This is a genomic window from Pedobacter jamesrossensis, assembly GCF_042650905.1.
Classification (GTDB): domain Bacteria; phylum Bacteroidota; class Bacteroidia; order Sphingobacteriales; family Sphingobacteriaceae; genus Pedobacter; species Pedobacter jamesrossensis.
Genome location: NZ_JBHSBY010000037.1, coordinates 19505 through 31879 on the forward strand (window position 1 = coordinate 19505; position 12375 = coordinate 31879).

Consider the following 12375-nt stretch of genomic DNA (forward strand, 5'->3'; position numbering starts at 1 on the left):
TTTAAAATAAAAAAAATCATGAAATCGAATCAGATTTTAAAATTATTGATGGTAACGCTAATGGCGTTGGCAGGATGCGAAAAGGCTAATGTTGATGTAGACACCACTATAGTTCAAGGTTCAGCAATTGGGGAAGTTTCAGGTGTTTGGACTAAGGGAAGTACTCAGGTCATTAAAGGCGACATTGTAATTCCGGAAGGCAAAACGCTTACCATCGAAGAGGGCGTTACGGTATTGATGGATACCTTGGCAAAACCAGAAATTATTGTTAAAGGCAATTTATATGCCTTAGGTACCGCCGATAATCCGATTAAGTTTACCGTAAATGAGTTTTATAAAACCGCACAGAAAAAGTTTGGCAAACTTTGGGGAGGCATTTTGGCTGGTCCAACCTGCGAAGAGTTGGTATTGGATCATGCGGTTATTGAATATGCCGGTTCAACTACCTCAGATGCATCAACTTCGGTCAAGATGGGGCTTTATAAAGCAGTTGCAGGAGAAAACCTCCCGGCACTTTGGTTCGCTAATGCTAAAGGTAAACTTGTGGTACAAAATTCGATATTCAGAAACCTTCAAGAAGATTGTACATATATAGAAGGTGGAAAAATTATCTTTGCCAATAATGTATTTTACACCACTGGCGTAACTGGTGGCGAAGCCATGAACTTTAAATCTGGTTGTTTGGCTGATGTAGCTTACAATTTAATATACAGCACAAACACAAATGCTTTGAAATTATCAAACACCGGCGATAAAACACCACAGGCGTATATAATTGCTTACAATAATACAATGGTAAATACAGGTTGGAGAAGACCTACAGCAAAGGGTGGTTCGGTTTGGTTGGAAAGTACAGTACGTGCGGATTTATACAATAACCTTTTCGCCAATACACGTTTCGGGATTAAGCGAGATCCAAAAAAACCTGAAGACAGCCGTTCTGCTTATAGCAATAACTGGTATTACGGATACGATCAGCTCACCGTAAATCAGTTTCAACCTGGTACAAATGATGTTATTGGACGAAAGAACGATGTAATTAGCACAGTTGCTGGTGCTAATGATCCTAAGTTTGTAAATTATCCTGTAAATACGGCTGTAGGCAATGCTGATTTTAATACTTCCTGGGATTTTCATTTACAAGGAAACTCACCTGCTTTAGGCAAGGGTATAACCAACTTTAACCGCCATCATTCTGCAGGAATTGTAATGAAGAATGGCATAACTTACACTTCTCCTGCGCCAGCTACTTTTGTAGGCGCTTATGGCACTAAAATTTAATAATGAAAAATAAAAATATAAAAAAGATTGCCGGTATTTTAATCTTAAGCCTTTGCTTTTCCTGCAATGGCATTGCACAAAAATACGATAGCACCGAGGTAAAGCCTATTCATGTTTCCGATCCGGTTGGTTTTGATACCGATGATCCTGCAATTTGGATTAACCCCGCTGACCCTTCAAAATCTTTAGTTATTGGTACCGATAAGGATGTTAATGGCGGCTTATATGTTTTTGATCTTCAAGGAAAAATTATACCCTCAAAAATTGTTAAGGGCCTCCAGAGGCCAGATAATGTTGATATTGCTTATGGATTAATGCTGGGTGGCAAAAAAACGGATATCGCAGTAACTACAGAGCGGTACACCCATAAGCTTAGAATTTATTCACTGCCAGATATGAAGCCTGTAGATAATGGTGGAATTCCGGTATTTGTTGGAGAAACAGCACCAGAATTTAGAGATTTAATGGGGATATCTATTTATACCGCCCCGAATGGAAAAATGTATGCAATTGTTGGTCGTAAAACCGGTCCTAAAGATGGTAGCTATTTGTGGCAATATCAATTATCAGACGACGGTGGTGGGATTGTTAAAGCAGCATTAGTGAGGAAATTCGGAAAATACAGCGGTAAAAAAGAAATAGAAGCAATAGCAGTAGATAATGAATTGGGCTATGTTTATTATTGCGATGAACAAGTTGGCGTACGAAAATATTATGCCGATCCAACCAAAGGTAATAAGGAACTTTCTTTATTTGGACAAGGAGATTTTTCTGTAGATAACGAAGGCATCGCCATTTATAAAACTGCAGGAAATAAGGGATATATTCTCGTTTCTGATCAAGGTGCAAAACAATTGAAAGTTTACAGCCGAACGGGCAAGAAAGGTACTCTAAATCAGCATCCGTTGGTGGCTACGATAAAATACAAGGCCAATCAGACCGATGGAATAGATGTGGTTTCGGTGCCTTTGAATTCAGATTTTAAGCATGGTTTACTCGTTGCAATGAGCAATGATAAAACCTTTCATTTTTATCGGTGGGAAGATATTGCAGGTAAAAAATTAAAGATTAATCCTTAACCACTTATTTTAAAGTCAAACTTTATATAGTGGTAAAAAAAACTGGGTATAGCTTATATCCACCAATTGCATAATGCCTTTGGTGGATACTTGCAAGAATATACTATTCGGCTGCTGCCTCGGAATTTACCGAGCCCATAGCAATTTTAGTAAGTGCTACGTCTGTAGCCTTTTCATTTTCCACTGTTTGGCCTAATAAGTCTGCTACATCAGTTCTGTTCAAACTATCTGCAAAAACTTTTAAAGTTCCGTAGGTTGCAATTTCGTAATGCTCTACTTTTTGTGCAGCAAGTATAAGTCCCGCATCCCTAATCATTGTACCAGAATCAGTGTCCTCTATTATACCATTTGCCTCTTCAAGTAGTCCTGCCATAGCATCGCATTTTTTTGCTGCAGGCTTTTCATCAAGAAGTTCAAATACCTGCTCCAAAGTATTTATATGCTCTAGAGTTTCTTGGGTATGTTTTTCAAATGCCGCTGCGAGTTCCGGGCTGGTTGCAGCTTTCTTCATTTTAGGAAGAGCTTTAGCCAAGTGCTTTTCAGCCCAGTAAATATCCTTCAATTCGTCTACAAAAAACTCATGGAATTCTGATGACTCAATTTTGCCACTTGTTTTTTTGATGGTTTTCTTTTCTGTTGTTTTAGCAGAAGTTTTTGCTGTCGTTGTATTTGCCATGTTGTCTTTATTAATTAATGATTTTGTTTCTTCTAGAACTCTGTTGCTTGGGAATGGTTTAAAAAAAAGAACAAACAGGTAATATTATAAATGGCTATAGGTATTTATATCATTTAAAGTCGATTACCTATTTGTAGATTATTTAAAAAAATGTAAAACATTTCCGATACTATTAAGATTTTCTATTTAAAGATCAGCATGGAAAAGAAGGAACTCATACCCAGCCAGCAAATCGGTCAACAGACTGATGCCGAAGAAGAGAAGATATTTCCTTCAGCTATGGAAGCTAAAGCGGCCTATGCAATGGCGTCCAGGCATTTGTTAGATGTTAATGAATGGCAAAACATCTCTACTATTGAAGCCAGCAGTTTTATGCTTTGCGATAGAAATGGAATACAATTAAACAGGGCGGTGCACGAGGGCGATTATATTCAGATTGATATACCAGGCCCGGGAACATCAACAGGAAAAGGCTTTGATTGGGTATTTGTAGAACATATGGAAGTATTTACTGATGAAGATTCGGATATCGATTTTACACTATTTGTAGCTAGGCCGAGCAGTATGCCAGGTGTAATTGATGGTAAAGTCTCTCATTTTTTTACCGATAGGTCTACTTCCACATTTATGGTTTTTAGAAGAGGAGATGTGCTCAGCATAGAGGTGCATGGGCGCAATGAAGTACCAAACATGGAAGTTGATGGTTTGCTTGATAAGGCCAGGAATATTTTAGTAAATGGAGGAAGTGGCATAGGGATGTCCTTTATTCAATGGCATCTTTTAGTTTCCGGAATATTAAGCGCCATTGATTTAAAGGAGTAGAATGTTTTGGCAAGCGTTTAGCCTAATACTATTCTAAATCTTTGATTAGATATTCCTATTAGTTGAATTCCTTTTCTTTTGTAAAAAATCATCATTCCTTCGGCCTAAATTTTCTATTTCTACTCGAATATAAACACCCTAATCATTTTAATTGCCAAAGAGGCAACCCGGTAAGCGATTCCATGATTGGTTGTTTAACATACCCCGTATACTGACTTACAGAAATTGAATAAAGCTTAAACTAATTTGTGCTTTGGCCAATAAGGGTATGCATTCAAACAGGTAGTGACCCGAGTTTAATACCTGTTTGGTAACGCTACTACCCGTTCTGGGTTTACTTCAAACCAAAAGGCAAAATTTAATGTGGTTAGTGTAGAATCCGAATTCGGTTTCTTAAACAACTAAAAAACAAAACTTATGTTTCATCATTCAAAAGACCTTCAATTTAACGCAAGGGTTTCAAGGCCAGACCCAGTTTTTGCTAATATTCTTTTAGAACAGTTCGGTGGAGAGAACGGTGAACTGGCAGCAGCAATGCAGTATTTCACCCAGGCATTTGGCGCCAAGCAACCACATCCAGATAAGTACGATTTGCTTATGGACATCGCTACCGAAGAATTTTCTCACCTGGAGATAGTTGGTGCAACAATTCAAATGCTCTTAAAAGGAATAAATGGAGAATTAAAGGATGCTGCAGATGCTTCAGAAATCATGCAGGTTCTGGACGGTAAGGCTGCCAAAGAAAATATTATACATGACGCATTAACTGCTAACCCACACTTTGTGATGCTAAGTAGCGGTGGCCCCAGGCTTGCAAACAGCCAGGGAATACCATGGTGCGCCTCTTATATTCATTCAAATGGAGATTTGACGGTAGATTTACGATCTAATCTGGCCTCAGAATCGCGGGCGAAATTAGTATACGAGCACCTGATGAAATTTACTGATGATCCTTATGTAAAAGAAACACTTTCATTTCTAATGACAAGGGAGGTTGCACATTATAAAATGTTTGAAGCCGCATTAGATACAATCCAACCCAACTTCCCTCCGGGAGTATTACAGGCAGATCCGAGATTTACACAGCAATATTTCAATCTATCTCCCGAAAATTCTTTTAAAGGGCCATGGAACACTGGAGAAATGCCTGGAATGGGGAAAGAATGGGAACTGATTAACGATCCTTCAACCTTTATTAGAGAAACAGAGGGACTAACTGATCTCCCTGACCGTAAAGCAGAAGAACTTGAGAAGACTGATAAGATAAATATGGAGCTAAGCGAAGCAAAACGTGCAGAAGTAGAGGCAGCAGAACAGCAGGGTATTGCACAGTGGAGTGAATACAGTGATTTATAAAAAGCTTACATACCGAAGAGATCAGAATCACACTACTGATCTCTTCAGTATAAATTACAATTAATAGCTCCGTATTATAAATTGAATGTTTTATTAAAACCTTATGGAATAATCATTGTTATTCTCATGGCCTGACTATTATGACAAGACTAAAAGCCTTGTCCTGATCACGCCTAACAAATAATGAAAAATATCATTTTAGCAGAAGATCACAAGGTTATCAGGTATGGACTTAAAATGTTGCTGGAATCCACGAACGAGTATAAGATTGTTTTTGACGCCAGCAACGGTTTGGAAGTACTTAATGCGCTCGAGGATGGATTAGACGCCGACTTAATTGTTTCTGATATTGGAATGCCCATTTTAGATGGCATCGCCTTGATTAAGGAATTAAGCAATAAGGAATACCGTATTCCAGTTCTTATCATGTCAATGCTTGAAGATGAGAGCCATCTGTTCGATGCAATAAGGGCAGGGGCTAAAGGCTTCCTAACCAAATCTGTGGATGCTGAAGAATTGTTTTTTGCCCTATCACGGGTTACTCTTGGAGAGCGTTACATATGTGCAGCATTGTCAACTAAGATTGTTGATGGCGTGCTGAACTCAAATAAATTACCCCAAACAGAATTTAATGGTCTGGAATTTTCATCCAGAGAAATCGAAATAATGCAACTCATCGGGGAAGGTCTTACCAATGCGGAAATGGCAGATAAGCTGTTTATTTCGCGACGAACCGTTGAGGGGCATCGCCAAAACCTTATCGATAAAACAGGAGCTAAGAATACCGCAGTACTTATGCGTTTTGCCTTCGCTAAAGGAATTATCAACTGATCTTTAATTTCGGGAAATTTCAAAATATTTAAAAATGTTGACGATAGAAAATCAGATTTTTTGCCAAATGGGAAGTGTTTCATCTGATGGTTATCTCGTATATGATATTTCCGAATCGTTATTGAAATATGCCAACCCTGGATTATTCAGCGTTTTCGGACTTGAAGTAAGTGAAATACAAAGTGCCTCAGAATTATTAATGGGTCAAATTCACCCTGAAGACAGGGAACATGTTAAATCTTTTTATCAAGAACTTCTTGAAGATCGTGGAGCAAAGAAGTATGTTTTCCGTTTGTTGTTAAAGGATGGAGAAAAATACCTGAAAAGCTCTTTAACCGTTTCGCCAGATGCTCGTTACATTTACGCCATCATTGAAGATATCACTGTTTCACGACATAACAAAATTCATATCGAGCAGATAAACGCCCGGAAAAATATCACATTAGAGGTGCTTTCCCATGACTTAAAAGAACCCCTGGGTATGATACGTATGGCAGCTTCCTCATTGGAAAGCAATCTCAAGAAAACCGAAGAAAAGGATTTGAGGAGTGCGCTAAAGTTTATTATTGAGATGTGCGAACGCAATCTGAAATTAGTGCGCAGTATGGTCAATCATGAATTTTTGAAATCTTCTGTGGTTGCCATAAAAAAAGAACGAACAGATATAGTTTGGGAGCTGAAAGATGTAGTAAGATTTTATGTGAGGTCTCATTTAAGGGAAATTAGAAATTTTCATTTCTCCAGTTCGCAAGATAAAATCTTTCTTTCCATGGATAGTATGAAGTTTCTACAGGTAATCAATAATCTGGTTTCCAATTCCATCAAATTTACCGGTATTGGCGGAAACATTCATGTTTATGCAGAGGAACGTAGAAGCAAAGTGATGATTTCTGTAAGTGATGATGGTATAGGAATTCCTAAAGAAATTAGAAATAATCTTTTTAAACATAGCCGGGAAGTATTGAGAAAAGGCCTTGAAGGCGAAGAATCAGGTGGACTTGGGCTCAATATTATTAAGGATATTGTTGATCTGCATAACGGAAGAGTCTGGTTTATTAGCGAAGAGGGGTTGGGTACTACCTTTTTTATAGAACTGCCAAAAAAATAGTATTTCAGGTATATTACCTGCAAAAATAGGTAGTTTTCCCCTTTGTAAACAGATTTCTTATATCGTTAGCGTATAAAGAGGAAAGCAATTTTAGGACAGCTTTCCTCTTTTTATGTTTATGAACGGTATTGTTTTAGGTGTTTTTTCAGTAACAGTCTGGCCTCATGTATATAAGTTTTAACCGTACCCAACGGAATTTGCATTTGGTCAGCAATCTCATGGTATTTATATCCCTCAAAATAACGGATGAATGACGAAGAGTATTTTTCAGGCAGAAGATCCAGGGCCCGCTTAATGTCCTGAATTGCAAAATTCCCTACAGATCCATTTGTTTCAGCACTGTGAAAGAGATTAGCGTATGTGATTTCTTCCTCTTGAGTAATGTGCTCACGTGTTTTTAAACACTTTCTATAATTGTTAATAAAGGTGTTCCTCATGATCACAAAAAGCCATCCCTTTATATTTGTGCCATCCTCAAACTTAGAAACAAACCTGGTGGCTTTCAAAAGGGTATCTTGCAAAAGGTCATTTGCATCTTCGGGATCCTTGGTGAAATTGAGTGCATGCAATCGGAGTGATGACGAATGGAAATTAATGGTCTCGCTAAATTCTTTCTGTGTCATAAATTTTGTTTTAGAATGTTAGTCATTTAAAACAAATCATATACCACTACGCCTCAAAATTTTGCCCGACTAACTTCTCTCAGGTAGATCTCACATAGCGGGTATTTCTACCTAAATTGATGTTTGCCTGAAGCAACAGTAACTTTCAATCCCAGATTTTTTTGTTTCCAGATGGCCTTTGGAATATTGAAGGCTTGTCCACAATAAGTATTTTTAGATCAGCACAAACAGTAGCCCGTTTATGCTGGTTTAAATGAATATCTGAATGAAAAAGAGTACCTGCGGATTTCATTGAAATCCCTTTTTTACTGAGGTACAGGTGCATAATCATTAAATGATATTGGCTTTGAAGATTATCATTCTATTCACGAGCCCCTCAACCTAATAATTAGAGCAACCAGTAATTTAAAAACGCTAATTAGTACTAAGGGATTATTTTAGCGGTCTTCAGCTGCTCAAAAAGTTCGTAAAATGTTTCTTCAGTATCCTGATAAACCAGGAATCCAAGTTTTCGACTTTTCGACATATTGGTCATTACCTCTATCGGCCGCCCAAGATCTAAATCCGTATGCCAGGCTGTAGCCACCCGACTCAGATCATGCTCTTTTAACCGATGTTTTTCTGCAATTTCACGCCAGATTTCTACATCATTGGCCATTTCTTTTTCAAGTGAATGAATTTGTCCATCATATCCTGTAGCAACGATGTCGAAATAGGTTGCTAGGCGTTTCCATAGCCTACTCCAACGAAATACATCTCCATTAACTACATTGAAAGCTTCATTACGTGCAGCATCGGTAGTAGATGCCCAAATTAAATGATCTGCAAGTAACCTCGCATCGGTAACATCCGACAGACCATTCCATTGTGCCGATGAACCAGGCCAGATAAAAGGACGGGCCTTCTCTTTGCAGATAGTTGCGTAAACAGCTAGGGTAGTTCCCATGTTCATGGCGTTTCCTGTCACTTTGCCAATTACAGTATGTGGGCGATGAATGCTCCAGGTAAAACCATCCCGCTTAGCCGCAGCATATACCTCATCTTCCTGCGCATAGTAAAAGTTTTCCAGATCCAATCTCGGATGCTCTTCTCTTAATGGCGTTTCCGGCAAAAAACCGGCTTTTGCGTAGGCCTCAAATGGCCCTAAATAATGTTTCAATCCAGTTACCAGTGCAACGTGTTCAACAGAGCCTTTTTCAGACAGCACATCCAGTATATTCCGAACCATCAATCCATTTACCCGAATGTTTTCTTTCTCGGTATCATTGCGCATCCAGGCGGTAATGTAAACATGGGTTGGTTTAACCGCTGCCAAAGCCAGTTTAAGGCTTTCGATATCCAAAAGGTCAGCCGAAATTGGCTTAAGCCCACTATTTTCGGTATTTGGTGTTCTGGCTAGCCCGTAGGTTTCCCATCCAGAAGAGATTAGTTTTTCGGCCAGGTTACTTCCTATGATACCGCTGGCTCCAACTATTAGTGCTATTTTATCCATCATAATATATTTAATTCTAATCAGCCAAACTTTATTGGCATTATAGTGAGTGATTACATTTTTTTTACAAAAATACCAAGGGCTTAGGGGTTAGCAAATGACTTGAGTCAAATAATGCACTTGATCTGGATTAAGTTATTGGCAAACACCTTAGGCAAGTTACTTCTGAAAAATTACCTTTGTTTAGAATAAAACCCATAATGATCGAAGTACTCTTTAAACATATTGAGCAAAAGGTATCGCTAAGCAGCGCTGATAAAGAATTTATAAAGACAATTTTTGTTAAAAAGAGATTGAGAAAAAAGCAATACCTGCTTCAGGAAGGGGATGTTTGCAAGTATCTTTCTTTTGTTGCTAAAGGCTTAATCAGAACCTACAATGTGGATGAAAAAGGCGAAGAGCACATGAGCATTTTCGGTTGGGAGGGATGGTGGTTATCTGATTTTAACAGTTTCCTGTCGGGAGAGCCCGCTGTATTTAATATTGATGCCATCGAAGATTCGGAAGTAATGATGATTACAAGGGCTGATTATGATGCGCTGACAATAAAAGTACCCATCATGGACCGCTATTTTAGGATCTTGTTTCAGAACAGTCTTGTTACCAAAGAGCGACGTTTGATGAGTTCGATTACCCACACCGCAACTGAAAAGTACCTGCAGCTTATTGCTTCGAACCCCGAAATCATCAGTCGAATTCCGCAGAACATGGTGGCATCTTACCTGGGCATTGCACCCGAAACCCTGAGCCGAATCAAGAGAAATCTGGCTCATAATAAGTAGTCCTATCCTTCAAAACATTTGCTTCACCGTGTTGAATAATATTTAGTTCCAATCTGCCCATTGGTGTCTGAAGGATACCATGCAATTATCGCCAACAATAATTTTGACCTAATCCCGTGGCTATCCTCCATATTTGTTATGCCAACGTGTTTACAAAATAATTCAAGTCCCTGATTCACCTTATCTAGCCTTAAGGTCTGTTTTCCTGTTCGAGTTCTCTGTGAAAACGAAGGCCTACTCTCGCTTTAAATGCTAGTTCTTCCTGTGAAAGTTTAACTAGCTTACCTTGTTTTTACAAATGTTGATAATAAAAAAACAAACTAATATACCTTATAGGGTATAAATGGCCGTTGTTTGTGCTAAAGCCTCCCCAATCGGGTATAGTCTGGTATGTTCAAAAAATCACGCAGTTTATAATATGTTAAAAATCACAACATTTTTTAAAAGCCGATAAAAAGCATAAGTATAGCCACAAACGATAGGTTTACGCGAATCTGGCTAGGGAATTCACAACAGTTCGTCGAGAAATTACAGGCGTTGGTCTAGTTGTTGCCGATGCTGGTATATTACAAGGTTTTTGCCTGCAACGTTTGCTGGTGCTTTGCGTCTTAATAACAAAACAATAGCAAAAACTTAAAATATAAAAGATATGAAAACTCTAGCAAAAACATTATTCGCAGCAGCATTAACAGCAGTGGTATTTACTTCATCAGCAATGGCAACTTTTGCCGCTGAGCCAGTTAAAGCAGAAACAAAAACTTCTTCACTCTCAAAGTTCAACAGGATTTGGGTAAGTGGAAATGTAAAAGTTATCTTAACGCAAGGCGACAAACAAAATATTGAGGGTACGAGCAATTATGATGCTACCAAAACTTCAATATCAACTGATGGCAAAACCTTATTTATCAATTCGATGGAATCAGCACAGGTAACACTTAATATTACCGTACAAGATTTAGAAAGAATTGAAGCTCACGGACAATCGGTGGTGGTGACCAGTAATAATCTCGATGTGAAATACCTTCAATTGTTTTTGAGCCAAAGTGCTACTGCGAAGATTAAAACAACCGCAGGCAGTTTATATACCATCGTTAACGATGATGCTGTACTGAAATTAAATGGTACTGCAGATCAAAGTACTATGATAGCAAGCAACATGAAAAATGTAAAGTTGGCAGATTTTGCTGCTCTTAAATCAGCATCGTTTACCTCTCAGGCAATCATGGAAGCCGAACAAAATGCAATGGCTTTAGCAAAATAGAAACCTATCTTTAAGATAATCAGAGCTGCCCATTTAGGCAGCTTTTTTTGTTTAGGAAATTTATTCTAGCCTAATTTATAAAACAAAGATCTCTTCACTACGGCCGAGATGACGGAAACATACCCCGCTCTTGAACCCTTTCTCTTAAAGGAGAAAGGTAACGATAGGCAGATAGAGGCTTAAAGCGGTATAAATTCCTCTGGTTTGCAAATATTCAGGATAAAATGGCAGTTTTTCTATCTAAATAGACCAATTTTGAGGAAAAACAATTAAAAATTACGCTGATAAAATGGAAACGTGTTATCTTTAAACTCTGATGAAAAAGGAATTGAAGTTACGCTGTATTATTGTTGATGATGAACCTCATGCCATTGATGGGTTAAAGCGTTATTTTGAAGCGATGCCTGATTTGGAATTGGTGAAAACATTTACCGATCCGGTTAAGGCTATGATAGAGATTGTTGCGGGTGAGGCTGTTGATTTGATTTTACTGGATGTAGATATGCCGGGTATTAGTGGTATAGAATTGGGTAAATCGTTACGCGATAAAACAAATAAAATGGTTTTTACTACTGCACATAGTAAGTATGCTTATGACGCTTTTGAACTCGAAGCTGATGCTTTTTTATTAAAACCTTATTCGTTGAGTAAATTTATCAGCACCATTAATAAGCTTTTTCCAAAGAACGCGAGCGAGAGTGAGCTGGCAGATAATGACGATTTTATGTTTGTAAAGAGCAAGGAGGATAACCTGAGGTTGCTTAAGATTTTTTATAAAGATATTGTGGCTGTAGAAAGCCGTTTAAATTATGTACAAATACATACGTTAGAGAAAAGTGTAACCACCTATATTTCGCTCACAGAAATAGCCAAGAAGTTAATGGTCTTTGATAGGTTTGTGCAGTTTCAGCGAAGCTTTATCCTAGCTAAAGATTATATCGAATACGTGGAAGGAAACTGCATAAAGATGCAGAATGGGACCAAAATTACAGTTGGAGAATATTATAAAAAGTATTTTAATGAGTTTGTAGATTCGAAACTGTTAAAAGCCAAACGCCGCTAAC

General features: G+C 38.1%; 12 protein-coding genes. 9 read left to right on the top strand and 3 right to left on the bottom strand.

Features of this window, described 5'->3' with window-relative positions; genetic code table 11:
* Positions 1-18: 18 nt before the first annotated feature.
* Both ACFOUY_RS08245 and ACFOUY_RS08250 read left to right on the top strand, forming a co-directional pair.
* Positions 19-1281: a right-handed parallel beta-helix repeat-containing protein gene (locus ACFOUY_RS08245; protein WP_378960022.1), complete on the top strand. Its 1263-nt coding sequence runs from the start codon at positions 19-21 to the stop codon at positions 1279-1281.
* Positions 1282-1283: 2 nt separating this feature from the next.
* Positions 1284-2360 (top strand): phytase, encoded by a 1077-nt coding sequence (locus ACFOUY_RS08250; protein ID WP_378960023.1) that lies wholly within the window; start codon positions 1284-1286, stop codon positions 2358-2360.
* 103 nt (positions 2361-2463) lie between these two features.
* Here ACFOUY_RS08250 and ACFOUY_RS08255 read toward each other — a convergent pair whose 3' ends face one another.
* Positions 2464-3036 (bottom strand): YciE/YciF ferroxidase family protein, encoded by a 573-nt coding sequence (locus ACFOUY_RS08255; RefSeq protein WP_378960024.1) that lies wholly within the window; start codon positions 3034-3036, stop codon positions 2464-2466.
* Positions 3037-3234: 198 nt separating this feature from the next.
* Here ACFOUY_RS08255 and ACFOUY_RS08260 point away from each other — a divergent pair, with 198 nt between their 5' ends.
* From ACFOUY_RS08260 to ACFOUY_RS08275, 4 genes are all read left to right on the top strand, one after another.
* Entirely contained in the window at positions 3235-3858 is a 624-nt protein-coding gene (locus tag ACFOUY_RS08260) for a hypothetical protein (RefSeq protein WP_378960025.1), read from the top strand.
* A gap of 417 nt (positions 3859-4275) precedes the next feature.
* Positions 4276-5214 carry a manganese catalase family protein gene (locus ACFOUY_RS08265; RefSeq protein WP_378960027.1) on the top strand — a complete coding sequence of 313 codons (939 nt, stop codon included), beginning with the start codon at positions 4276-4278 and terminating at the stop codon, positions 5212-5214.
* A 183-nt stretch (positions 5215-5397) separates the two neighbouring features.
* Positions 5398-6045: a response regulator gene (locus ACFOUY_RS08270; RefSeq protein WP_378960029.1), complete on the top strand. Its 648-nt coding sequence runs from the start codon at positions 5398-5400 to the stop codon at positions 6043-6045.
* A 34-nt stretch (positions 6046-6079) separates the two neighbouring features.
* A complete protein-coding gene (locus ACFOUY_RS08275) occupies positions 6080-7153 on the top strand; it encodes a PAS domain-containing sensor histidine kinase (RefSeq protein WP_378960030.1) in 1074 nt (357 codons plus the stop codon).
* A 116-nt stretch (positions 7154-7269) separates the two neighbouring features.
* On the opposite strand, the gene ACFOUY_RS08280 is transcribed toward ACFOUY_RS08275, so the two are convergent.
* On the bottom strand, positions 7270-7776 hold the full coding sequence (locus ACFOUY_RS08280; protein ID WP_378960031.1) for an RNA polymerase sigma factor: 507 nt from the start codon (positions 7774-7776) through the stop codon (positions 7270-7272).
* A gap of 424 nt (positions 7777-8200) precedes the next feature.
* Positions 8201-9271: an SDR family oxidoreductase gene (locus tag ACFOUY_RS08285; protein WP_378960032.1), complete on the bottom strand. Its 1071-nt coding sequence runs from the start codon at positions 9269-9271 to the stop codon at positions 8201-8203.
* Positions 9272-9468: 197 nt separating this feature from the next.
* Here ACFOUY_RS08285 and ACFOUY_RS08290 point away from each other — a divergent pair, with 197 nt between their 5' ends.
* From ACFOUY_RS08290 to ACFOUY_RS08300, 3 genes are all read left to right on the top strand, one after another.
* Entirely contained in the window at positions 9469-10050 is a 582-nt protein-coding gene (locus ACFOUY_RS08290) for a Crp/Fnr family transcriptional regulator (protein ID WP_378960033.1), read from the top strand.
* A gap of 649 nt (positions 10051-10699) precedes the next feature.
* Positions 10700-11311 (top strand): GIN domain-containing protein, encoded by a 612-nt coding sequence (locus ACFOUY_RS08295; protein WP_378960034.1) that lies wholly within the window; start codon positions 10700-10702, stop codon positions 11309-11311.
* A 316-nt stretch (positions 11312-11627) separates the two neighbouring features.
* Positions 11628-12374: a LytR/AlgR family response regulator transcription factor gene (locus ACFOUY_RS08300; protein WP_378960035.1), complete on the top strand. Its 747-nt coding sequence runs from the start codon at positions 11628-11630 to the stop codon at positions 12372-12374.
* Position 12375: the final 1 nt, after the last annotated feature.

Coding starts and splice junctions, on each gene's coding strand:
- ACFOUY_RS08245 (WP_378960022.1), top strand. CDS start 19: ATGAAATCGAATCAGATTTTAAAATTATTGATGGTAACGCTAATGGCG.
- ACFOUY_RS08250 (WP_378960023.1), top strand. CDS start 1,284: ATGAAAAATAAAAATATAAAAAAGATTGCCGGTATTTTAATCTTAAGC.
- ACFOUY_RS08255 (WP_378960024.1), bottom strand. CDS start 3,036: ATGGCAAATACAACGACAGCAAAAACTTCTGCTAAAACAACAGAAAAG.
- ACFOUY_RS08260 (WP_378960025.1), top strand. CDS start 3,235: ATGGAAAAGAAGGAACTCATACCCAGCCAGCAAATCGGTCAACAGACT.
- ACFOUY_RS08265 (WP_378960027.1), top strand. CDS start 4,276: ATGTTTCATCATTCAAAAGACCTTCAATTTAACGCAAGGGTTTCAAGG.
- ACFOUY_RS08270 (WP_378960029.1), top strand. CDS start 5,398: ATGAAAAATATCATTTTAGCAGAAGATCACAAGGTTATCAGGTATGGA.
- ACFOUY_RS08275 (WP_378960030.1), top strand. CDS start 6,080: ATGTTGACGATAGAAAATCAGATTTTTTGCCAAATGGGAAGTGTTTCA.
- ACFOUY_RS08280 (WP_378960031.1), bottom strand. CDS start 7,776: ATGACACAGAAAGAATTTAGCGAGACCATTAATTTCCATTCGTCATCA.
- ACFOUY_RS08285 (WP_378960032.1), bottom strand. CDS start 9,271: ATGATGGATAAAATAGCACTAATAGTTGGAGCCAGCGGTATCATAGGA.
- ACFOUY_RS08290 (WP_378960033.1), top strand. CDS start 9,469: ATGATCGAAGTACTCTTTAAACATATTGAGCAAAAGGTATCGCTAAGC.
- ACFOUY_RS08295 (WP_378960034.1), top strand. CDS start 10,700: ATGAAAACTCTAGCAAAAACATTATTCGCAGCAGCATTAACAGCAGTG.
- ACFOUY_RS08300 (WP_378960035.1), top strand. CDS start 11,628: ATGAAAAAGGAATTGAAGTTACGCTGTATTATTGTTGATGATGAACCT.